We start from the raw sequence: 20223 nt of genomic DNA on the forward strand, positions 1-20223 counted from the left end.
TGGTTGCGGCTAAGATATGACGCGTTAAACGCTTCTGGTCATATTCAGTCGCGCAGTGGCTATTGCGTTGCGGCGAGGCGGATGGGATGTTTCGCACCTGCTTGGGCTGGCGCTTCTTTCGAAAGACACTTCTTTGACAGAAAGGAATTTTTCAATGAACCATTACGTGACCCCCGACCTGTGCGACGCCTACCCAGACCTGGTGCAGGTGCTCGAACCGATGTTCAGCAACTTCGGCGGCCGGGACTCCTTCGGCGGCGAGATCGTCACCATCAAGTGTTTCGAAGATAACTCCCTGGTCAAGGAACAAGCCGATCAGCCGGGTGCCGGCAAGGTGCTGGTGGTCGACGGCGGTGGTTCCCTGCGTCGCGCGCTGCTGGGCGATATGATCGCCGAGAAAGCGGCGAAGAACGGCTGGGAAGGGCTGGTGATCTACGGTTGCATCCGTGATGTTGACGTCATTGCCCAGACAGATCTGGGCGTACAGGCCCTCGCCAGCCATCCGATGAAGACTGACAAGCGCGGTATTGGCGACCTGAACGTGGTCGTCACGTTCGCAGGTGTGACCTTTCGTCCGGGTGAATACATCTACGCCGATAACAATGGCGTGATCGTTTCCCCCAGCCCGCTGAAAATGCCTGAATAAGACAGGAGTAAGGATGTTCGAGGAAGAAAACGCGCAATGGGGCCTGGTGCATGCCCTGGTGCTGGACGGTAAAGGCGGTGCGCGTTCGATTGCCCGGACTGAGCTCGACGAATTGCAACTGCAGCCCCAGGAAAGCCTGTGGCTGCATTGGGATCGCAGTCACCCGCAAACCCAGACCTGGCTGCGCAAATCCAGCGGCTTGAGCGAATTTGCCTGTGACTTGTTGCTGGAGGAGAACACCCGCCCGCGCCTGTTGGCGCTGCCGGACTCCGAATTGCTGCTGTTCCTGCGCGGGGTCAACCTCAACCCCGGTGCAGAGCCGGAAGACATGGTCTCGGTGCGCATCTTTGCTGCCGCCAGCCGCGTTATTTCCCTGCGCCTGCGGCCGTTGCGCGCCACTGACGAGCTGTTGGTGCAATTGGCGGACGGCAAGGGGCCTAAGACCGCGTCGGAACTCATCCTTTATATGGCGCAGTACCTGACCAATAAAGTGCAGGATTTGGTCTCCGACCTGTCTGAAATCGTCGACGCAGAGGAAGAAAAACTCGATACCGACGAACGGTATACCCCGGAACATGGCAGCGTTCTGCAGATCCGTCGACGAGCCGCAGGGCTGAAGCGATTTTTGGCGCCGCAACGGGATATTTTTGCCCAGCTCACGCGGATCAAATTGCCGTGGTTCTGTGACGACGATGCCGACTACTGGAACGAATTGAACAACAGCCTGACCCGCTATCTGGAAGAGCTCGAATTGACCCGAGAGCGCGTGGGGCTTGTGCTGGAGGCTGAAGACCGGCGTTTGAGCGTGCGCATGAATCGCACCATGTACCGCTTCGGGATCATCACCGGGATCTTTCTGCCGATGAGTTTTTTGACCGGTCTGCTGGGGATCAATGTGGGGGGGATTCCGTTCTCCTCCAGCCCCTATGGATTCATGGTTGCGTGCCTGTTAATGGTCTCGGTGGCGCTCGGACAATGGTGGCTTTTTCGACGACTGCGCTGGGTTTGAGCTGAATATGACCTGAACGTAGGAAGGGGCGTATGTGACCCCAATAATTTTACCCTCGTCTTTTAAAACACTTGCGAGAGGTTTTTATGCACGATCCGTTCGAACAGTCTTTGCGTGACATGCTCAATGCCTCGCCGTCCAACCGCGACGACGATGCTTGCCTGGGCCGCGTGTTGAAAACCGCCAACCGTCAGGTGGGGGCGGGTGACCTGTTCGGTCTGCTCGGCCGTTGGGTGCCGGCGCTGATGATGGCCCTGAACAATGGTTCGGCCCATGTATCGCCCGTGTCCCGTCGTAAATCTCTTGCTCGCACTGCTGATAAGGCTGATTGAATATGGAACTTGATCTCTGGACCCAGAGCCTGGTCACCGCGATGACCGCATTGTGGACCAAGGTGGCGAATTTCATTCCCAACCTGTTTGGTGCCCTGGTGCTGGTGTTGCTGGGCTTTGTCGTGGCCAAGTTGCTCGACACCCTGCTGTCCAAATTGCTCGCAAAACTGGGCCTGGATCGCTTGATGGCAGGCACCGGCCTGACCAAGCTGCTGGGTCGCGCAGGGTTGCAGGTGCCGATCTCCACCTTGATCGGCAAGATCGTTTATTGGTTTGTTTTGCTGATTTTTCTGGTTTCTGCGGCTCAATCGCTTGGACTTGAGCGAGTTTCAGCTACGCTCGACATGCTGGCGCTGTATTTGCCGAAGGTTTTCGGCGGCGCGCTGGTATTGCTGGTAGGTGTTTTGCTGGCGCAACTGGCCAATGGGCTGGTGCGCGGCGCTGCCGAAGGCGTGGGTTTGGATTATGCTGCCGGCCTGGGACGAATCGCCCAGGGACTGGTGATCATCATCAGTATTTCGGTCGCGATCAGCCAGTTGGAGGTCAAGACTGACCTGCTCAACCATGTGATTGTGATCGTTTTGATTACCGTTGGTCTGGCCGTTGCGCTGGCCATGGGCTTGGGAAGCCGGGAAATTGCCGGTCAGATTCTTGCGGGAATCTATGTGCGTGAGTTATATCAGGTTGGGCAACAGGTGCGTGTGGGCGAGGTCGAAGGGCAAATTGAGGAGATCGGTACGGTCAAGACGACGGTGCTGACCGATGACGGAGACCTGGTGTCGCTGTCCAATCGGATTCTCCTGGAGCAGCAGGTCAGTAGCCGCTAAACCGGCAAACCCTGCTAATGTACGCCGCCGCTGGCCCGGCTGACCGGGTTGTGGCGGACATTGACCTGACTGTCGGCACGACTTGTTTTGAATAAAGCCCAAACGTTGTCCACGCGCTATGACCCCCGTGAGCTCTCTGATGAGGAGTTGGTCGCGCGCTCGCACACGGAGCTGTTTCACGTAACTCGCGCGTACGAAGAATTGATGCGCAGATATCAACGCACTTTGTTCAACGTTTGTTCAAGGTATTTAGGGAACGATAGAGATGCGGATGATGTCTGTCAGGAAGTGATGCTCAAGGTGCTGTACGGCCTGAAGAACTTCGAGGGCAAATCGAAGTTCAAGACATGGCTATACAGCATCACGTACAACGAGTGCATCACGCAGTATCGGAAGGAACGGCGAAAGCGTCGCTTGATGGACGCGTTGAGTCTTGACCCCCTTGAGGAGGCGTCTGAAGAAAAGGCGCCGGCACCCGAGGAGAAGGGTGGACTTGATCGCTGGTTGGTGTATGTGAACCCGATTGACCGGGAAATTCTGGTGCTACGATTTGTCGCAGAGCTAGAATTCCAGGAAATCGCTGACATCATGCACATGGGTTTGAGTGCTACAAAAATGCGTTACAAACGTGCTCTTGATAAATTACGTGAGAAATTTGCGGGCGAGACTGAAACTTAGTGCGTGGCAAATATCTCTTACGTGTAGGCAAGTTCTGTTAGACTTGTCGCCGAGTTGTCCCCCGGTTTGTGGGACTGCTTTACAATCACCAGATGGGGATTTAACGGATGAAACTGAAAAACACCTTGGGCTTGGCCATTGGTTCTCTTATTGCCGCTACTTCTTTCGGCGTTCTGGCACAAGGCCAAGGCGCAGTTGAAGGCGAGCTGTTCTACAAGAAGCAGTACAACGATAGCGTCAAGCACATCGAAGACGGCTTCAATCCTGGCGCTCGCATCGGTTACTTCCTGACCGACGACCTGTCCTTGAACCTGTCCTACGACAAGACCAACCACACCCGTTCGAACGACGGTACTGGTAACCAGAAGATCAAAGGCGATACCGGCAGCCTGGTTGCCCAGTATCACTTCGGTCAAGCTGGCGTAGACAGCCTGCGTCCATACGTAGAGGGCGGTTTCGGCCACCAGAGCCGTACCAACGTTCAAGCTGACGGCCACAGCGGTCGCGACCAGACTACCTTCGCTACCGTTGGTACTGGCGTGAAGTACTACTTCACCAACAACCTGTACGCTCGTGCCGGTGTTGAAGCTGACTACGGTCTGGACAACGGCAAGTGGGACTACTCCGCACTGGTCGGCCTGGGCGTGAACTTCGGCGGTAACGCTGGCGCAGTTGCTCCAGCTCCTACCCCAGCACCAGCTCCAGAGCCAACTCCAGAGCCAGAAGCTCCAGTTGCTCAGGTTGTTCGTGTTGAGCTGGACGTCAAGTTCGACTTCGACAAATCCGTTGTTAAGCCTAACAGCTACGGCGACGTGAAAAACCTGGCCGACTTCATGGCTCAGTACCCAGCTACCAACGTAGAAGTTGCTGGTCACACTGACTCCGTAGGTCCAGACGCTTACAACCAGAAGCTGTCCCAGCGTCGTGCTGACGCTGTTAAGCAAGTCCTGGTTAAAGACGGCGTTGCTCCTAGCCGTATCACCGCAGTAGGTTACGGTGAGTCCCGCCCAGTTGCTGACAACGCAACTGAAGCTGGTCGCGCTGTTAACCGTCGCGTAGAAGCGTCGGTTGAAGCTCAAGCTCAGTAATTACTGAGTGGTAGAAAAAAGCCCGGCTTAGGCCGGGCTTTTTTTCGCCTGTGATTTGCCTCAGGCGCTCACGGCCTGAGCGAGGCAAGCGGCCTGGCCTGGGGCTGCAACACGGCCAATCACCAGGATGGCCGGGCTTTTCAAGGCAAATGCCTGTGCATCTTCGTGCATACGCCACAGCGCGCTGCGACATTCCCTTTGCTGGGGCAGCGATGCGTTCTCGATCATCGCCACTGGCATATCCGCCGCCATCCCGCCGTCCAGCAGTTGCTGGCAAATTTCCTCCAGCTTCGCCACGCCCATGTACACCACCAGGGTTGTCCCACCTTCTGCCAGCGCACGCCAATTCAGGCTGCTGTCGTCCTGGGTATGCGCCGTGACCAGCGTCACGCCCCGACTCACGCCGCGCAAGGTCAGTGGCACCGCGCAATTCGTCGCGCCTGCCAACCCTGCGGTAATGCCGTTGACCAACTCCACCTCGACGCCCCGTTCACGCAACCACATCGCCTCTTCACCGCCGCGTCCGAAAATGCACGGGTCGCCGCCTTTGAGGCGTACCACGCACTTGCCCTGGCGCGTATAGCGCAGCATCAGCCGGTGGATGAAATCTTGCGGGGTCGACCGGCAGCCACCGCGTTTCCCCACGGTGACCACCCGCGCGTTCGTGCAATGTTCCAGCACGGCCGGGTTGACCAAGTCATCGATCAGCACCACATCGGCCTCACGCAGGGCGCGTACCGCCTTGAGGGTCAGCAACTCCGGGTCACCCGGACCCGCGCCCACCAGCCAGACTTTTGCATTCATAGGGTGTTCCTCGTCCAGGGATGACATCAGCGGTGAAAGAGTGAGTACAACAGCACCAGATTGATCAACAGCGAAAGCAGCGCCAGCGTGCGCCAGACCTTCAAGGGTTCACGCTCCAGCAATGGCTTGGGGCGGACACTCAGTTCCTGCCGGTCAGCCTGTTCCAGCACGCGCAACCACTCTTCGGCGGTTTCATAGCGATGGGCTGGATGGGCGGCCACGGCCCGTTCCAGGCTGAGGGGAAGCCAATCCGGCAGGTCGGGGCGGTAGCGGCTGGCGCTGACAGGCTGAGTGAACCGGGGCCGTTGGAAGGCCTCGATTTCGCCGTAGGGGTAATGTCCGGTCAGCAGGTAATACAAGGTTACGCCTACGCTGTATAAGTCCTGTTGAGTCGTAGGGCGCTCGCCGTTGAAGGCTTCAGGTGCAATAAAGCTAGGCGTGCCCGGCAGCGCATGGACGTGGTCTTCAGACAGGCCTGGGCAATACGCCAGGCCGAAATCCAACACACGTAATTCGCCGTCTTCCCCCAGCAGCAGGTTTTCGGGCTTGAGGTCGCGATGCAGGATCTGCCGACGGTGCAAAATGCCCACGGCCCGCAGCAGACGTTCGGCTATTGCCTGCCATTGTGCCAAGGGCAGTGGGCCTTGACGCTGGAACAGTTCGGCCAGGGTCTGGCCCGAATACTCACGCATCACATAATACAAATGCTGACGCGCGCTACCGGCATGGACCTCAGGGAACGCCCGCCCCGCAACCCGCCGCAGAAACCATTCCTCCGACAGTAAGGCCTGGCCGGCGTCGTGATCATCGTCGCGGCTCAAGGGCAGGGTTTTCAGCAGCCAGGGTTGCTGCTGGGCATCGCGCACCCGGTAGAGCAATGACTGCCGGCTTTGCGCCAATACGCTTTCCACCTGCCAGCCTTCAAAGTGTTGCCCGGCTTTCAACAAGGGCGGCAGTGGCCATTGCTGCAACTGCACCAGCGCATCGCCGAGGGTGGCTGCGCCGAGGGCGTCGATACGCACGAGCAGCGCGCTGGCATTGTCCTGGCTGCCTGCCAGGTGCGCGGCATTCACCAGGGTGTTGACCGCCAATTCCATGTCTGTTTGTTCGCGCAAAATCGTCTGGATACTGGGATCACCCAGGGTTGCCCACACGCCATCACTGACCAACAGGAAACATTCGCCTTCACGCAGCTGACCGTCGAGAAAATCCACCACCAGATGCTGATCCAGGCCAAGGGCGCGCTTGAGCACGTGCTGCATGCCCGGTTGCTCCCACACGTGATCCTCGGTGATGCGCTGTAATTGGCCAGCGAACCAACGATACGCCCGACAATCGCCGACATGCGCCAGGGTAAAACGCTGGCCGCGAAACACCAGCGCACTCAGGGTGGTCAACAGAGGCTGGCCACCGCCATTGGCTTGCAGCCAGCGATTCTGTGCCAGTAGCAACCGCTCCAGGGCCTGGGCCACGCCCCAGGTTTGCGGCGTGGCGTAGTAGTCCAGGGCCAGCGCCTGCAAGGTCGAGCGCGCAGCCAGGCCGCCGTCGGCGCACTGGCTCACCCCATCGGCGATGGCACATAAGTAGCCTTTGCTCGCCGCCAGTTCGGCCACAGGCGTGACCACCCGCAGCGCGTCCTGATTTTCCGTCCGTGGGCCGATGACACTGGCCTGGGCGACGCTCAGTTGCAGGCTCATCAGACCCGCGCAGCCGTGACGGCAGCCGAGCCCCAGGTGGTTCTCCAGCGACGCTTCACGCCGTGCAGGCCGAACCAGGCCAGCACGCCCAGGCTGGCGAACAACCACAACGCCAGCTGATAGCTGCCGGTGCTTTGCTTGATTGCACCCATGCCCGCCGCCAAGGCAAAGCCGCCGATACCGCCGGCCATGCCGATCAGGCCGGTCATCACGCCGATTTCACGGCGGAAACGCTGCGGTACGAGTTGGAACACTGCGCCGTTTCCTGCGCCGAGACCCAGCATGGTGCAGACGAAGAGCGCGAGCGCAGCAACGGGACTCGGTAGGTTGAAACCCACCGCTGCGATACAGATCGCCGCCACGCTGTACATGCCCAGCAGCGTACGGATCCCGCCGAAGCGGTCCGCCAGCGCGCCGCCCAGTGGGCGCATCAGGCTACCGCCAAACACACAGGCGGCGGTGTAGTAACCAGCGGTCACCGGGCTCAGGCCGTATTGGTCGTTGAAATAACCGGGCAGGGCGCTGGCCAGGCCGATAAAGCCCCCAAAGGTAACGCTGTAGAAAAACATGAACCACCAGCTGTCACGGTCGCCCAGGGCCTTGAAGTAGTCGGCCATGGACTTCGCCTTCGGCCGTTCTGGTGCATTGCGCGCCAGCCAGGCAAAGACAATCAGGGTCAGCACCAAGGGGATCAGCGCGAAGCCGAACACGTTGCTCCAGCCAAAGGCGGCCGCCAATACCGGTGCCAGCAACGCGGCGAACACCGTGCCGGAGTTGCCCGCGCCCGCGATGCCCATGGCTTTGCCCTGGTGTTCCGCTGGATACCATTGGGAGGCCAGCGGCAGTGCGACCGCAAACGATGCACCGGCCATGCCGAGAAACAAGCCCAGCAACAGCGCTTGTTCGTAGCTGTGGATCCCAAGTTTCCAGGCGCCGAACAGGGCGCAGATGACAATCACCTGGCCAATCAGGCCGGCCGTCTTCGGCGACAGCTTATCCGCCAGCATGCCCATCAGAAAGCGCAACACCGCGCCCGCGAGAATCGGTGTAGCGACCACCAGGCCGCGTTGTTGAGTGGTCAGGTGCAGGTCGGCGGCAATCTGCACGGCCAGTGGGCCCAGCAGGTACCAGACCATAAAGCTCAGGTCGAAATACAGGAACGCGGCAAACAGGGTCGGGGTGTGCCCGGATTTCCAGAAGCTTGATTTCATCACGCACCTCAACGGTTGGGAGTCTTGTAAGAAGGCCAAAACGAAAAAACGCCGCCACCGGGTTCGCGTGAGCAAACCGGGTGTGCGACGTCTTTGTCGTGGAGGGGCAACCGCCGTTGGCTACCTGTGATCAATCCTTAGCAAGAGCTGCGCCACATCAGCCAAGCAGCTCACTCATGGCGATAATCTGCTCTGCCACCTGAATCAGTTTCTGCTGGCGGCTCATGGCTTGGCGGCGCATCAGGGTGTAGGCCTCTTCCTCATTGCAGTCCTTCATTTTCATCAGCATGCCCTTGGCCAACTCGATGCGCTTGCGCTCGGCCAACTGTTGGTCCCGCGCCTGGAGCTGCGCGCGCAAGGCCTGATCGCTTTCGAATCGGGCCATGGCCACGTCAAGGATCGGCTGCAGGCGCTGGGCCTGGATGCCTTCGACGATATAGGCGCTGACGCCGGACTTGATCGCCTGGCGCATCACGTTCGGGTCGTGTTCGTCGGTGAACATCACGATAGGCCGGGGTTGGTCACGACTGACCAGCACCACTTGCTCCATTACATCGCGGCCCGGTGACTCGGTATCGATCAGGATCACATCCGGGCGCACCGTTTCGACGCGCGCGGGCAGGTCGATGGTCAGGCCCGACTCATCGATGACGTCAAAACCGGCTTCGATCAGCGCAGTCCTGAGTCGGCCTACTTTGCGCGGCGTGTCGTTGATCAGCAGGATTCGCAGCATGGACGTCCTCCTGTCAGCGCAAGGCTTGGCGGTGGGTGGTATCGGCCAGGGCGTGCAGGCGGAAGCTGCGGGCATAGCCGGCGGGGTCGGAGCCGTCCCAGACTTTGCCGTCGATCAATTGGCTGCTGCGCATGTCCGGGTGTTTTGTGGCGATACCCAGCGCAGCGGCGGCCTGGCGATACAGCGGCAGTTGCTGCACCTGGCGCGCAACGCCGAGGTAGTCGGGGTCTTCGCGCAACAGACCCCACCGCCGGAACTGGGTCATGAACCACATGCCATCAGAGAGGTAGGGCAGGTTCACTTCACCGTCGGCAAAAAATCGCAGCGCGTGGGGATCCTGCCAGTGATTGCCCAGGCCGTCGTCATAGGTCCCCAGCAGGCGCGGCTCGATGCAGTCAAGCGGGGCGTCGAGGTATTCGCGGCCACTGAGCAATTGCGCGGTGGAGCGGCGGTTTTCGCTGCTTTCTTCGATAAAGCGGCTGGCCTCCAGGATCGCCATCACCAGCACGCGTGCAGTGTTGGGATACTGGTCCACGAAAGCCTGAGTGCAGCCGAGCACCTTTTCCGGATGATCCGGCCAGATCGCCTGGGTCGTCGCCAGGGTAAACCCTTGGTTCTGCTTTACCGCGCTGGCGCACCAGGGCTCGCCGACACAAAAACCATCGATGCGTCCGGCTTGCAGGTGCGCAACCATTTGCGGCGGCGGGACCACCACGCTGTCCACGTCCTGCAACGGGTGAATGCCCTGGCTCGCCAGCCAGTAATACAACCACATGGCGTGGGTGCCTGTGGGAAACGTCTGGGCGAAGGTCAGTTTTGTTCGGCTTTGGTGCACGTGGCGATCCAGTGCCTCAGGAGTGATCACCCCTTGTTGCTGCAAGCCGCGGGACAGGTTGATGCTCTGGCCGTTCTGGTTGAGCCCCATCAGCACGGCCATGTCGGTGGGGGCGACACCGCCGATGCCCAAGTGCACGGCGTAGATCAGCCCGTACAGGCTGTGGGCGGCGTCCAGCTCGCCGCTGACCAGTTTGTCGCGCAGGTTGGCCCAGGACGTTTGGCGCTTGAGGTTCAAGGTCAGGCCGTAGGGTTGAGCGAAGCCCTGGGTGGCTGCCACCACCATTGAGGCGCAGTCGCTCAAGGCCATGAAGCCCAGGTCGAGACTGCTTTTTTCCGGTGCATCACTGCCGTTGACCCAGGCCAGCGGGTCATTCATCGGGCTGTTGCCATCCGAATCGTTCATCAACACCTACCTTTTCTTTCAAAAAAAAGCGTCGTTCCCTCAGATGGCGGTGTAAGCCAATGCGGGTAACGACGCCTTTGTCCGTAAGCTCGCTCCGCCATTGGCGCGTGCTCTGATACAGAGTTCATAGCAAGGCACATGCCACGGGTGAGTGGGCCTGGAAAGTCATCAACTTTTCATCAAGATTGAAAGCGGGCGGGCTCTCAGTATGGCCACACCTTCAATGCCCGATCACCCAGGAACTCCCCACGGTGCACGCCGACTTTCTCGCGACGATTTCCTTCCGCCGGTACTGCCGTTGGATGCTGTTTTCTGCGCTGTTGCTGGGAAGTGCGCTGGCCTGGGGCACGCTTTACCAGGCTCAGGACGAAAGTCTGTACACGGTGCTCACCGCACTCTCGGAGCCACTGGGGTTACCCATCGTCGTCAGTCGCGAAGTCGCACGCAAACGTCTCAGCGCCGCCCTGGATTTCAATGCGCCACAACAGACCCTGGAGGCGCTTGCACTTCAACAAGGGTTGATCTGGTACAGCGACGGGCAGGCGCTGTACGTCTATGACGCGGGCGAAGCCAAAAACTCTGCGGTCACCTTGCGACACATTTCCGTCGACAGGCTGCGTAGCCTCATGCGCCGCTCGGGCCTCGATGAGTCACGCTATCCCTTGCGGGAAAGCGGAGCGCGCACGTTCTATGTGTCCGGTCCACCGAATTACATCGATCAGGTGCTGCGTCTGGCCCAGTTGATGGACCGGCAAAGAGCGGAGTTGCGGGTAGGCGCTCAGTCCTTTGCCGTCGTCCAGGTGCTCAATACCGATGTGGCAGACCGGCAGTACGGTACGCGCGCTAACCCGGTCACCGTGCCGGGGATGGCGTCGATGATCGAAACCTTCCTGGCCGGCGAACACAAGGGGTTGCTCTCGGACAAGAGCCTCGGCGTGATCGCTTACCCGGATAGCAACAGCTTGTTGATCAAGGGCAAGCCGGCCCAGGTGAGCTTCATCCAGAAACTGGTGGCGGAACTCGACATCCCCAAGCGAGCGATCGAGGTCTCGCTGTGGCTGGTGGATGTTGAGCGCGAAGAATTGAAGAAGCTGGGCCTGGCCTGGGACGAAGAAACGAAGGCGTCGACCACGCGAGTCCTGGCTCCTTTGGACGATAGCCACCTTATGGCAAAGGTCGGTGCATTGGAGCGCCGTCGACGAGCGAAGGTAACGACATTGCCGGTGATCCTCACTCAGGAGAATGTGCCGGCGGTGTTCCAGGACAACCATACGTTTTACCTGCCACCCCGCGGAGATGATCGCGCTGACTGGAAACCGCTGCGTTATGGCACCCAGGTCAGCGTACTGCCGCGTTTTGTCGAGGCTAACCAGATCGAGATGCGTCTTGAGGTGGAAGAAGGGCGCCTGATGAGTGAGGCGAGCCAGCGTGAGAAAAACGCGGCGGTGAGGCAAGTCGGCATCAACAGCGTGGTCCGAGTGCCTCAGGCCAGGCGCCTGTGGCTGGGGGCGTTTCAACGGGAATCAGAAGGGCGGGGGGCTGGTCGTCCGGCCCAGGCGCGCCTGTTTGTGATCCAGGCCACGGCGGTGGGTAGTGAGTCGAAGGGGCTGGAAGAGGCGGGAGGACCACCGCCCATGACTGCGGCGCAATATGAGCGTGTCCAGCGTGCGTTTGTAAGGCCGCAGCGCGATGTCTCACCGTAAACAAGGTGTTAACCCATGCATCTGGAAATTCTTCTACAGGAACAACTGATCAGCCGCAGGCGCCTGGCAGCCTTTGCGCCCGGAAAGGTGTTGCCGTTGATGCCAGAGATCATCCACTGCGTGGAGGTTCGGGTGAATGGGCAATTGCTGGCGTTGGGCGAGTTGGTGCAGTTAGAGGACCGGCTAGGGGTTGAACTGCATGAGGTGTATCAGACGTGGCTGCCTGGAGGAGCAGGGTAGCGAAACCTCCTACAGTGCTTTTTCAAACGCCGCCTGATGTATGGGTTTTTTCCTAGGGCGAGCCATGAGGCAGGTTTTTACAGTGGTGACATGGGCACATGGGCCAGTGATTGGAATGAGGACGTCAATGTCATTAGTCGGAAGTCGGGGTAGCAATGGCTGTCAAGGATGATGGAGGGACGACGACTACCCTGGTTTTTGCGCGTTGGAAGCTGCATGACCACGGTCGCCTGACGGGCGAGGGGTCGGATGTGCAGTTACCCCCTAAGGAATGGCAGGTGTTGCGGCTATTGTTGGTGTCTGGTGGTGCCTTGATGACCAAGGATCGCTTGCTGGAACTGGGCTGGCCGCAGGGGGAGGTTGCCGAGGAATCGTTGACGCGCTGCATTTATTCGCTGCGCAAGTACCTCGGTGCCGACAAGGGGTTTATCAAGACGATCTACGGCCGGGGGTATCGCTTTATCTGTCCGGTGAGCACAGTGTCGGGTTGTGCGGAACAAGTGTGTTCGGCCTGCGGCCACGTCAGCCAGGGTGTGTTGAAACGTGGCTAGGTTCTGGAGGAAGGGCTTGTTGCTGGGCGCTGTGATAGTCAGTAATCAGGCGTTGGCCTACTGCTGGGAGGAGGCCGCCAGCCACTACCAAATCGAGCCGGAGTTGCTGCAAGCAATCGCCGTCGTGGAGTCGGGTAATCGTGCGCAAGCGATGAATCATGCCAACCGTAATGGCACCCGGGACATCGGGCTGATGCAGATCAACAGCATTCATCTGCCACGTCTGCTCAAGCAAGGTATTACCGAGGACCGCTTGATCAATGAGCCATGCTTGTCGGTTGAGGTGGGGGCTTCGATCCTGGCCGAGTTCATTCAGCGTTTTGGTTACAACTGGACAGCTGTGGGTTCCTATAACGTGGGAACAGGCGCCGGGCCCGAGCGTGAGGCGCTGCGCCTGCAATATGCACAGAAAATCTGGGCGTATTACGAGCAGTTGGTCGCGCACCGTTACTGACATTGAGGTTCACGCCTCGCGCGTGCCCTGTCACCCCGGCTATAATCGCCGCCACCTTTCGCCGCCTTCGAGTCTAGCCCACCCATGTATACCCTGGCCCGCCAGCTGTTGTTCAAACTCTCCCCGGAAACTTCCCACGATCTGTCCCTGGACCTGATCGGTGCCGGTGGACGCCTGGGGCTCAATGGCCTGGTATGCAAGGCACCGGCGAAAATGCCGGTCTCGGTGATGGGGCTCGATTTCCCCAACCCGGTCGGGTTGGCGGCTGGCCTGGATAAAAACGGCGCGGCCATCGATGGCTTTGCACAGCTGGGTTTCGGTTTCGTCGAAATCGGCACCGTGACCCCGCGACCGCAGCCGGGCAACCCCAAGCCGCGCATTTTCCGCCTGCCGGAAGCCGAGGCGATCATCAACCGCATGGGCTTCAACAACCTGGGCGTTGATCATCTGCTGTCGCGGGTTCAGGCGGCGAAGTACAAGGGCATCCTCGGTATCAATATCGGCAAGAACTTCGATACGCCGGTCGAGCGTGCCGTCGACGATTACCTGATCTGCCTGGACAAAGTCTACGCCCACGCCAGCTACGTCACGGTCAACGTCAGCTCGCCCAACACCCCGGGCCTGCGCAGCCTGCAGTTCGGGGACTCGCTCAAGCAACTGCTCGAAGCCCTGCGTCAGCGCCAGGAAGACCTGGCCGTGCGCCATGGCAAGCGCGTGCCGCTGGCCATCAAGATTGCCCCGGACATGAGCGACGAAGAAACCGTATTGGTCGCCCAGGCCCTGGTGGATTCGGGCATGGACGCGGTGATTGCGACCAACACCACCCTCAGCCGCGTAGGTGTCGAAGGCCTGGCCCATGGTGACGAGGCGGGCGGTCTGTCGGGTGCTCCGGTGCGCGAGCAAAGCACTCATATCGTCAAGGTGCTCGCCGCCGAACTGGCTGGACGCTTGCCTATCATCGCCGCCGGTGGCATCACCGAAGGTAGGCACGCGGCCGAGAAGATCGCCGCGGGTGCCAGCCTGGTGCAGTTGTACTCCGGTTTCATTTACAAAGGGCCGGCCCTGATCCGCCAGTCGGTGGATGCGATTGCCGCCCTGCGCTGATGCTTCTCATGTCGGAGTGGTCGTGTTCGCGAAAGCGGTGATTCAGTAACAGATAGGCTGGCTGACCCACCGCTTTCGTGAGCCCGCTCCCACACAGATTATTCTCCAGCCAATAAAAAGGGCTCCATTAAGGAGCCCCCTGGGCCGAAGCCCGCCGCCCGGATGGGGCGTGCATGGTAAGTCGTTACATATTCAGAAATGGTGATGTCGGAATTAATTGCCCTTGATTAGCCGACGGCGTGAAGTTCGTTGAGTCTGTGGATGCCCGCAGTGCCAGTCATACCGTCCCAGTTGTCGCCGCGTCCTTCTCGCCAGCCGTTGATCCAGGCTTGGCGTACCGACGGTAGAGTAAATGGGCAAAGCTCACGGGATTTGCCATGAACGCCATATTGATATCCGCGTAAAAATGCTCTTTCCAACGGATCACGCTTAAGTCTTCTCATAGGGTGTTTCCCTCACTTGTTGACTGTCTTGATATCCTTCGGCCTCGTCTGAGGCCGGGCAGAGTTTTTCTGCCGTTGGTGGGCTCGCTGCCGGCGTGGCGAGCCTGAGTGTCGGCGTCGTTACGGCGCCAACCTGTGTTGAGTTCTAACCAATAGGTCACATGGATTCAATGATCGTTTTGTCATAAGCACGTAACGATAACGATGCTATAGCCATAAGCTGGGATGGCTTTTCGCCCCATTTGTTGGGCAAAGCCAGCTATGATGCACCCTGCATAGAGGATGGGTTTAATCCTTTAGTGAGAATACCCGCCCGTTGCAGTCGGTTATTATTCGACGAAGGGTCGGAATATTTCTTTTTGTTACGGCTAATTGTTTATCTGCCCCGTCAATAAAGGCCCAAGCGCCTGTTGGAAAGGGGTGGGACGGCACATTCGTGCCACGCGAGCACTCTTCAAGAAAAGTGCTTGATTGAAAACCGAGCCGGCGATGCGTCGCCCGTTCATTTATTGCTGAAAAGCCTGGAATGCCCCATGTCGGACCGTTTTGAACTCTTCCTCACCTGCCCCAAGGGCCTCGAAGGCCTGCTGATCGAGGAAGCCGTCGGGCTTGGCCTTGAGGAAGCCCGTGAGCACACCTCGGCCGTGCGCGGCATGGCCGACATGGAAACCGCCTACCGCCTGTGCCTCTGGTCGCGCCTTGCCAACCGCGTGCTGCTGGTACTCAAGCGCTTCCCGATGAAGGACGCCGAAGACCTCTACCACGGCGTCCTGGACATCGAGTGGGCCGACCATATGGTGCCGGACGGTACCCTGGCGGTTGAATTCAGCGGCCACGGCTCGGGCATCGACAACACCCACTTCGGCGCGCTGAAGGTCAAGGATGCGATCGTCGACAAGCTGCGTACGCCGACCGGCGAACGCCCGTCCATCGACAAGATCAACCCGGACCTGCGCATCCACCTGCGCCTGGACCGTGGCGAAGCGATCCTGTCCCTCGACCTGTCCGGCCACAGCCTGCACCAGCGTGGTTATCGTTTGCAGCAGGGTGCTGCACCGTTGAAGGAAAACCTGGCGGCCGCGATCCTGATCCGTGCCGGCTGGCCGCGCATTGCTGCTGAAGGCGGCGCGCTGAGCGACCCGATGTGCGGCGTGGGCACCTTCCTGGTGGAAGGCGCAATGATCGCCGCCGACATGGCGCCCAACCTGAATCGTGAACTGTGGGGCTTCACCACTTGGCTTGGGCACGTCCCGGCGCTGTGGAAGAAACTGCACGCGGAGGCGGCTGAACGCGCCGCCGTCGGCATGAACAAGCCGCCGCTGTGGATCCGTGGCTACGAAGCCGACCCACGGCTGATCCAACCTGCGCGCAACAACATCGAGCGCGCAGGCTTAAGCCATTGGATCAAGGTGTACCAGGGCGAAGTCGGCACCTTCGAGCCACGCCCGGACCAGAACCAGAAAGGCCTGGTCATCTGTAACCCGCCTTATGGCGAGCGTCTGGGTGACGAAGCCAGCCTGTTGTACCTCTACCAGAACCTCGGCGAGCGTCTGCGCCAGGCGTGCATGGGCTGGGAGGCGGCGGTGTTCACTGGCGCGCCGGACCTGGGCAAGCGCATGGGCATCCGCAGCCACAAACAGTATTCGTTCTGGAACGGCGCGTTGCCGTGCAAGCTGCTGCTGATCAAGGTCAATCCGGACCAATTCGTCACCGGCGAGCGTCGCACCCCGGAGCAGCGCCAGGCTGAGCGTGAGCAAGCCGCTTACGATCAAGCCCCGGCTGAGCCGCAGGAGCGCCAGTACAACAAGAACGGCAACCCGATCAAACCCGCACCGGCCCCTGTCGTCGAGCAGGCGCGCCTGAGCGAGGGCGGGCAGATGTTTGCCAACCGCCTGCAAAAAAATCTGAAGCTGCTAGGCAAGTGGGCCAAGCGCGAAGGTGTGGATTGCTACCGTGTGTACGACGCCGACATGCCGGAATACTCCATGGCGATCGACCTGTATCACGATTGGGTGCACGTGCAGGAATACGCGGCGCCGAAATCCATCGATCCGGAAAAAGCCTCCGCACGCATGTTCGATGCCTTGGCGGCGATTCCCCAAGCGCTGAACATCGACAAGAGCCGCGTGGTGGTCAAGCGTCGCGAGCGTCAGAGCGGTACCAAGCAGTACGAGCGTCAGAGTGCGCAGGGCAAGTTCACTGAAGTCAGCGAAGGCGGCGTGAAGTTGCTGGTCAACCTCACCGACTACCTGGACACCGGCCTGTTCCTCGACCACCGTCCGATGCGCCTGCGCATCCAGAAAGAAGCGGCCGGCAAGCGTTTCCTCAACCTGTACTGCTACACCGCGACCGCCAGTGTGCACGCGGCCAAGGGCGGTGCACGCAGCACCACCAGTGTCGACCTGTCCAAGACCTACCTGGACTGGGCGCGTCGCAACTTCTCTCTCAACGGTTTCTCCGACAAGAACCGCCTGGAGCAGGGTGACGTGATGGCGTGGCTGGAGGCCAGCCGCGATGAGTTCGACCTGATCTTCATCGACCCGCCGACCTTCTCCAACTCCAAGCGCATGGAAGGCATCTTCGACGTGCAACGAGACCACGTGCAGTTGCTCGACCTGGCCATGGCCCGCCTGGCACCGGGCGGCGTGCTGTATTTCTCGAACAACTTCCGCAAGTTCGCGCTGGAGGACAACCTCAGCGAACGTTATGCGGTCGAGGAAATCAGCGACAAGACCATCGACCCGGATTTTGCGCGCAATGCGAAGATCCATCGGGCATGGAAAATCACCGCACGCTGATCGCTCCCTGTAGGAGCGAGCTTGCTCGCGAAAAACTCACTGTCGACGCGTTTTCATGAATAAACGCGGCGTCTTCAAGTTATTCGCGAGCAAGCTCGCTCCTACAGTTCTTTTGGCTGGTCAAATACGGGGCTGATGGCTATAACTTAAGGTCCAGCCAAAGTGACACCCCCGCACGCTGGCGTTGTGAGTGTTGCCTATGCCGTTGCAAGCCGTCCGCCCGAAAATCCTAGGCTTTATCAGTGAGCAGGCGTCGGCTTGGCTGGTGGCAATAGTGGTGTTACTGGCAGGGTTTACCTTGACGGCGATTGTCGCCTGGGCAGCTTCCGACCTCTATCAGCAGCAGGTGCGCCAGCGCTTTCAGTTGCTGGTCAATGAGCGCTACACCCGCCTGCAGGAACGTTTCGAAGACCAGGAGCAACGGCTGAACAGCCTGCGGCGCTTCTTCGTCAACTCCGACACTGTGTCCCGCGAAGAATTCGACGGGTTTGCCCAGCCCCTGTTGCTGCGTGCCCGCGCTTACTCCTGGGCGCCACGGGTGTATCGCGAACAGCGCAGCCAGTTCGAGCAAGACGTATCCAGCCAGCTCGGCACACCCTTTGTCATCCGTGAGTTGAATTCGGCCGGTGAGCTGGCCCCAGCGCCCGAGCGCGACGAATACGTACCGGTGTTGTACAGCCAGACTCAAAGCTTGTTGGGCGCGCCCTTCGGCTTTGATCTTCTGGCCCAGCCCCTGCGGCGTTCAACCCTTGAGCGTGCACAAAAGACCGGCAGGCTGGCGGTGTCCCAGCCCATGCAATTGGTGGGGGTGGAGCCGGTCTATGCCACTGGGGTTTTACTGGTGGCGCCGGTCAGCCACCTGGGCACTTCTGATCAGTCCCAGCACGAGCCCTTTGGTTATGTGATGGCCGTGATCAGCATACGCCAGCTGGTGGCCGACGGTTTGCCCAAGCCGGACCGGGACAACCTGGTGATGCAGATCATCGACACGTCCGACCTGCAGAAGCGCGTGCTCTTCGAGTCCAGCAATGTGGTGGGCGACAGCGACCTTGTCGGCGCACGTCGTCTGACGCTGGGTGACCACGTGTATGCCTTGAATCTGCGCCCGAGCCAGGTATTCGACCATGCCAACCACTCCTCGCTGAACACGATCCTGTTCATGGGCGGCCTGCTGAGCCTGCTCCTCAGTGCTTTGCTCTATGTGCTGGTGAGCCAGCGTCAGCGCGCATTGAAGCTGGTGGAGCAGCGCACTGCCCAGTTGCGCCTGCGCGAGCAGGAGTTGCGCGGCGCCCATGGCCAATTGCGCAGCGTGCTGAATGCCGCGACCCAGGTGGCGATCATTGCCACCGACCTGCGCGGCGTCATCAATACCTTCAACGCCGGTGCCGAGCAGATGCTGGGCTTCAAGGCCGAGCAAGTGGTGGGCACGCACACCCTGGAAAGCCTGCACGTGGCGGCGGAGCTGGAAGCGCGCTCGGCGAGCCTGAGTATGGCGTTGGGCAAGCGCATCCCGGCGAGCCAAGCCATGCTGGTGGAAAGCCCTGACAACCTGCATGAAGCCCACGAGTGGACCCTGATCCGCGAAGATGGCAGCCAGTTGACCGTCAATATGCTGGCCACGGTGTTGCTGGACGACCATGGTTTATGGATCGGCCACCTGGCGATTTACCTGGACATCACCGAACAGAAACGTGCCTACGAGGCATTGGCGGCCCGCGACCGCCTGCTCAAAAAACTCAGCGCCCATGTGCCCGGAGGGATCTTCCAGTTCACCCTGGAACCCCAGGACAACTGGAAATTCATCTATGCCAGCGACGGCATGCGCGACATCTATGAAATCGAACCCAATATATTGCAGCAGGATGCGAAGCGGGTCTTCGAGCGTATCCACCCGTTGGATGCGGAGCGGGTGCGTGCTTCGATTCGCTTGTCAGCGTTGCAGTTGAGCCATTGGCGCGAGGAATACCGCGTGGTGTTGCCGCAACGGGGCCTGCGTTGGATTCGGGGTGAAGCGACTCCGGAAGAGTTACCAGCAGGCGGTACGTTGTGGCATGGGTACGTGTCGGATATTTCCGATCTTAAGCGGGTGGAAGAAGAACTGCGTGCGCTCTCCATCACCGACTCCCTGACCGGAATCCATAACCGACGCTATTTCCAGGATCGTCTCAAGGCGGAGATGGTGAGGCTCAACCGCACTTCGGGAAACTTGTCGGTGATCATGCTTGATATCGATCACTTCAAACGCATCAACGACCAGCACGGGCACGCCGTCGGCGATGGCGTATTGCAGGAACTGTGCAGGCGCATCAGCCAGCGCCTGCGCCGCACCGACGTGTTCTGTCGCCTGGGCGGCGAGGAATTCATGGTGCTGTGCCCGCACACCGATGGCGAACAGGCCTACAGCCTGGCCATGGAATTATGGGCGTCGCTGCGCGGTGCGCCGATGGACCCAGTCGGTATCGTCACTGCCAGCTTTGGCGTGGCCAGTTGGCGGGTCGATGAAGGCATCGACGGGCTGCTGTTGCGCGCCGACTCGGCCGTGTACGTGGCCAAGCAGGCGGGCAGGGACCGGGTGGAAGCCGAGCGCTTGCGTGCTTGAGACCGCCGCAGGCCAATGTGGGAGCGGGCTTGCTCGCGAATGCGGTAGACCAGCCACTCCATTTGG

Annotated in this window: 19 protein-coding genes; 13 read left to right on the forward strand and 6 right to left on the reverse strand. The window is 60.0% G+C overall.

The features are described from left to right. The first annotated feature begins 154 nt into the window (after window positions 1–154). The 6 genes from rraA to BMZ57_RS00775 all read left to right on the forward strand — a co-directional run bounded on the left by rraA (window position 155) and on the right by BMZ57_RS00775 (window position 4580). Window positions 155–646, forward strand: a complete 492-nt coding sequence (gene rraA, locus BMZ57_RS00750) for a ribonuclease E activity regulator RraA (RefSeq protein WP_010208490.1) — start codon at window positions 155–157, stop codon at window positions 644–646. 13 nt (window positions 647–659) lie between these two features. Then, on the forward strand, window positions 660–1655 hold the full coding sequence (gene cmaX, locus BMZ57_RS00755; RefSeq protein WP_010208492.1) for a divalent cation transporter CmaX: 996 nt from the start codon (window positions 660–662) through the stop codon (window positions 1653–1655). Between the two features lie 86 nt (window positions 1656–1741). Next, a complete protein-coding gene (locus BMZ57_RS00760) occupies window positions 1742–1987 on the forward strand; it encodes a hypothetical protein (RefSeq protein WP_010208493.1) in 246 nt (81 codons plus the stop codon). Between the two features lie 2 nt (window positions 1988–1989). After that, on the forward strand, window positions 1990–2814 hold the full coding sequence (locus BMZ57_RS00765) for a mechanosensitive ion channel family protein (protein WP_003175519.1): 825 nt from the start codon (window positions 1990–1992) through the stop codon (window positions 2812–2814). Between the two features lie 87 nt (window positions 2815–2901). Then, entirely contained in the window at window positions 2902–3492 is a 591-nt protein-coding gene (gene sigX / locus BMZ57_RS00770) for an RNA polymerase sigma factor SigX (RefSeq protein WP_010208495.1), read from the forward strand. Window positions 3493–3599: 107 nt separating this feature from the next. Then, window positions 3600–4580: an OmpA family protein gene (locus BMZ57_RS00775; RefSeq protein WP_010208496.1), complete on the forward strand. Its 981-nt coding sequence runs from the start codon at window positions 3600–3602 to the stop codon at window positions 4578–4580. Between the two features lie 60 nt (window positions 4581–4640). On the opposite strand, the gene cobA is transcribed toward BMZ57_RS00775, so the two are convergent. The 5 genes from cobA to BMZ57_RS00800 form a co-directional block, all read right to left on the reverse strand. After that, entirely contained in the window at window positions 4641–5384 is a 744-nt protein-coding gene (gene cobA, locus BMZ57_RS00780; RefSeq protein WP_010208497.1) for a uroporphyrinogen-III C-methyltransferase, read from the reverse strand. A gap of 26 nt (window positions 5385–5410) precedes the next feature. Continuing rightward, on the reverse strand, window positions 5411–7081 hold the full coding sequence (locus tag BMZ57_RS00785; RefSeq protein WP_069673237.1) for a bifunctional protein-serine/threonine kinase/phosphatase: 1671 nt from the start codon (window positions 7079–7081) through the stop codon (window positions 5411–5413). Then, on the reverse strand, window positions 7081–8292 hold the full coding sequence (locus BMZ57_RS00790) for a nitrate/nitrite transporter (RefSeq protein WP_010208500.1): 1212 nt from the start codon (window positions 8290–8292) through the stop codon (window positions 7081–7083). Before BMZ57_RS00790 ends, BMZ57_RS00785 begins: the two co-directional genes overlap by 1 nt. 157 nt (window positions 8293–8449) lie before the next feature. Continuing rightward, window positions 8450–9025 carry an ANTAR domain-containing response regulator gene (locus tag BMZ57_RS00795; protein ID WP_010208501.1) on the reverse strand — a complete coding sequence of 192 codons (576 nt, stop codon included), beginning with the start codon at window positions 9023–9025 and terminating at the stop codon, window positions 8450–8452. A 13-nt stretch (window positions 9026–9038) separates the two neighbouring features. After that, on the reverse strand, window positions 9039–10265 hold the full coding sequence (locus BMZ57_RS00800) for a CmpA/NrtA family ABC transporter substrate-binding protein (protein ID WP_044287670.1): 1227 nt from the start codon (window positions 10263–10265) through the stop codon (window positions 9039–9041). 251 nt (window positions 10266–10516) lie between these two features. Here BMZ57_RS00800 and sctC point away from each other — a divergent pair, with 251 nt between their 5' ends. From sctC to BMZ57_RS00825, 5 genes are all read left to right on the forward strand, one after another. Then, a complete protein-coding gene (gene sctC / locus BMZ57_RS00805) occupies window positions 10517–11968 on the forward strand; it encodes a type III secretion system outer membrane ring subunit SctC (RefSeq protein WP_021491528.1) in 1452 nt (483 codons plus the stop codon). 15 nt (window positions 11969–11983) lie between these two features. Next, complete coding sequence (locus BMZ57_RS00810) at window positions 11984–12208, forward strand: FliM/FliN family flagellar motor switch protein (RefSeq protein ID WP_010208506.1); 225 nt, start codon at window positions 11984–11986, stop codon at window positions 12206–12208. 155 nt (window positions 12209–12363) lie between these two features. After that, a complete protein-coding gene (locus tag BMZ57_RS00815; protein WP_010208507.1) occupies window positions 12364–12759 on the forward strand; it encodes a winged helix-turn-helix domain-containing protein in 396 nt (131 codons plus the stop codon). Then, window positions 12752–13213: a transglycosylase SLT domain-containing protein gene (locus tag BMZ57_RS00820; protein ID WP_021491530.1), complete on the forward strand. Its 462-nt coding sequence runs from the start codon at window positions 12752–12754 to the stop codon at window positions 13211–13213. Before BMZ57_RS00815 ends, BMZ57_RS00820 begins: the two co-directional genes overlap by 8 nt. An 84-nt stretch (window positions 13214–13297) precedes the next feature. Then, window positions 13298–14317, forward strand: coding sequence for a quinone-dependent dihydroorotate dehydrogenase (locus BMZ57_RS00825; protein WP_010208511.1), 1020 nt, complete (start codon window positions 13298–13300; stop codon window positions 14315–14317). Between the two features lie 227 nt (window positions 14318–14544). Here the strand turns inward: BMZ57_RS00825 and rmf are convergent, their stop codons facing one another. Next, on the reverse strand, window positions 14545–14760 hold the full coding sequence (rmf, locus tag BMZ57_RS00830) for a ribosome modulation factor (protein WP_002553055.1): 216 nt from the start codon (window positions 14758–14760) through the stop codon (window positions 14545–14547). A gap of 533 nt (window positions 14761–15293) precedes the next feature. Here rmf and rlmKL point away from each other — a divergent pair. After that, complete coding sequence (gene rlmKL, locus BMZ57_RS00835; RefSeq protein ID WP_042571954.1) at window positions 15294–17558, forward strand: bifunctional 23S rRNA (guanine(2069)-N(7))-methyltransferase RlmK/23S rRNA (guanine(2445)-N(2))-methyltransferase RlmL; 2265 nt, start codon at window positions 15294–15296, stop codon at window positions 17556–17558. 199 nt (window positions 17559–17757) lie between these two features. Next, window positions 17758–20157 carry a sensor domain-containing diguanylate cyclase gene (locus BMZ57_RS00840; protein WP_021491533.1) on the forward strand — a complete coding sequence of 800 codons (2400 nt, stop codon included), beginning with the start codon at window positions 17758–17760 and terminating at the stop codon, window positions 20155–20157. Window positions 20158–20223 lie beyond the last annotated feature (66 nt).

The organism is Pseudomonas simiae (assembly GCF_900111895.1).
GTDB classification, from domain to species: Bacteria; Pseudomonadota; Gammaproteobacteria; order Pseudomonadales; family Pseudomonadaceae; genus Aquipseudomonas; species Aquipseudomonas simiae.

Bases quoted from the DNA above. Each gene is read 5' to 3' on its own strand.
- BMZ57_RS00825 (WP_010208511.1), top strand. From the start codon at position 13,298: ATGTATACCCTGGCCCGCCAGCTGTTGTTCAAACTCTCCCCGGAAACT.
- BMZ57_RS00815 (WP_010208507.1), top strand. From the start codon at position 12,364: ATGGCTGTCAAGGATGATGGAGGGACGACGACTACCCTGGTTTTTGCG.
- BMZ57_RS00810 (WP_010208506.1), top strand. From the start codon at position 11,984: ATGCATCTGGAAATTCTTCTACAGGAACAACTGATCAGCCGCAGGCGC.
- cmaX (WP_010208492.1), top strand. From the start codon at position 660: ATGTTCGAGGAAGAAAACGCGCAATGGGGCCTGGTGCATGCCCTGGTG.
- BMZ57_RS00765 (WP_003175519.1), top strand. From the start codon at position 1,990: ATGGAACTTGATCTCTGGACCCAGAGCCTGGTCACCGCGATGACCGCA.
- BMZ57_RS00840 (WP_021491533.1), top strand. From the start codon at position 17,758: ATGCCGTTGCAAGCCGTCCGCCCGAAAATCCTAGGCTTTATCAGTGAG.
- BMZ57_RS00785 (WP_069673237.1), bottom strand. From the start codon at position 7,081: ATGAGCCTGCAACTGAGCGTCGCCCAGGCCAGTGTCATCGGCCCACGG.
- BMZ57_RS00790 (WP_010208500.1), bottom strand. From the start codon at position 8,292: ATGAAATCAAGCTTCTGGAAATCCGGGCACACCCCGACCCTGTTTGCC.
- rlmKL (WP_042571954.1), top strand. From the start codon at position 15,294: ATGTCGGACCGTTTTGAACTCTTCCTCACCTGCCCCAAGGGCCTCGAA.
- rmf (WP_002553055.1), bottom strand. From the start codon at position 14,760: ATGAGAAGACTTAAGCGTGATCCGTTGGAAAGAGCATTTTTACGCGGA.
- cobA (WP_010208497.1), bottom strand. From the start codon at position 5,384: ATGAATGCAAAAGTCTGGCTGGTGGGCGCGGGTCCGGGTGACCCGGAG.
- BMZ57_RS00760 (WP_010208493.1), top strand. From the start codon at position 1,742: ATGCACGATCCGTTCGAACAGTCTTTGCGTGACATGCTCAATGCCTCG.
- rraA (WP_010208490.1), top strand. From the start codon at position 155: ATGAACCATTACGTGACCCCCGACCTGTGCGACGCCTACCCAGACCTG.
- BMZ57_RS00800 (WP_044287670.1), bottom strand. From the start codon at position 10,265: ATGAACGATTCGGATGGCAACAGCCCGATGAATGACCCGCTGGCCTGG.
- BMZ57_RS00775 (WP_010208496.1), top strand. From the start codon at position 3,600: ATGAAACTGAAAAACACCTTGGGCTTGGCCATTGGTTCTCTTATTGCC.
- BMZ57_RS00795 (WP_010208501.1), bottom strand. From the start codon at position 9,025: ATGCTGCGAATCCTGCTGATCAACGACACGCCGCGCAAAGTAGGCCGA.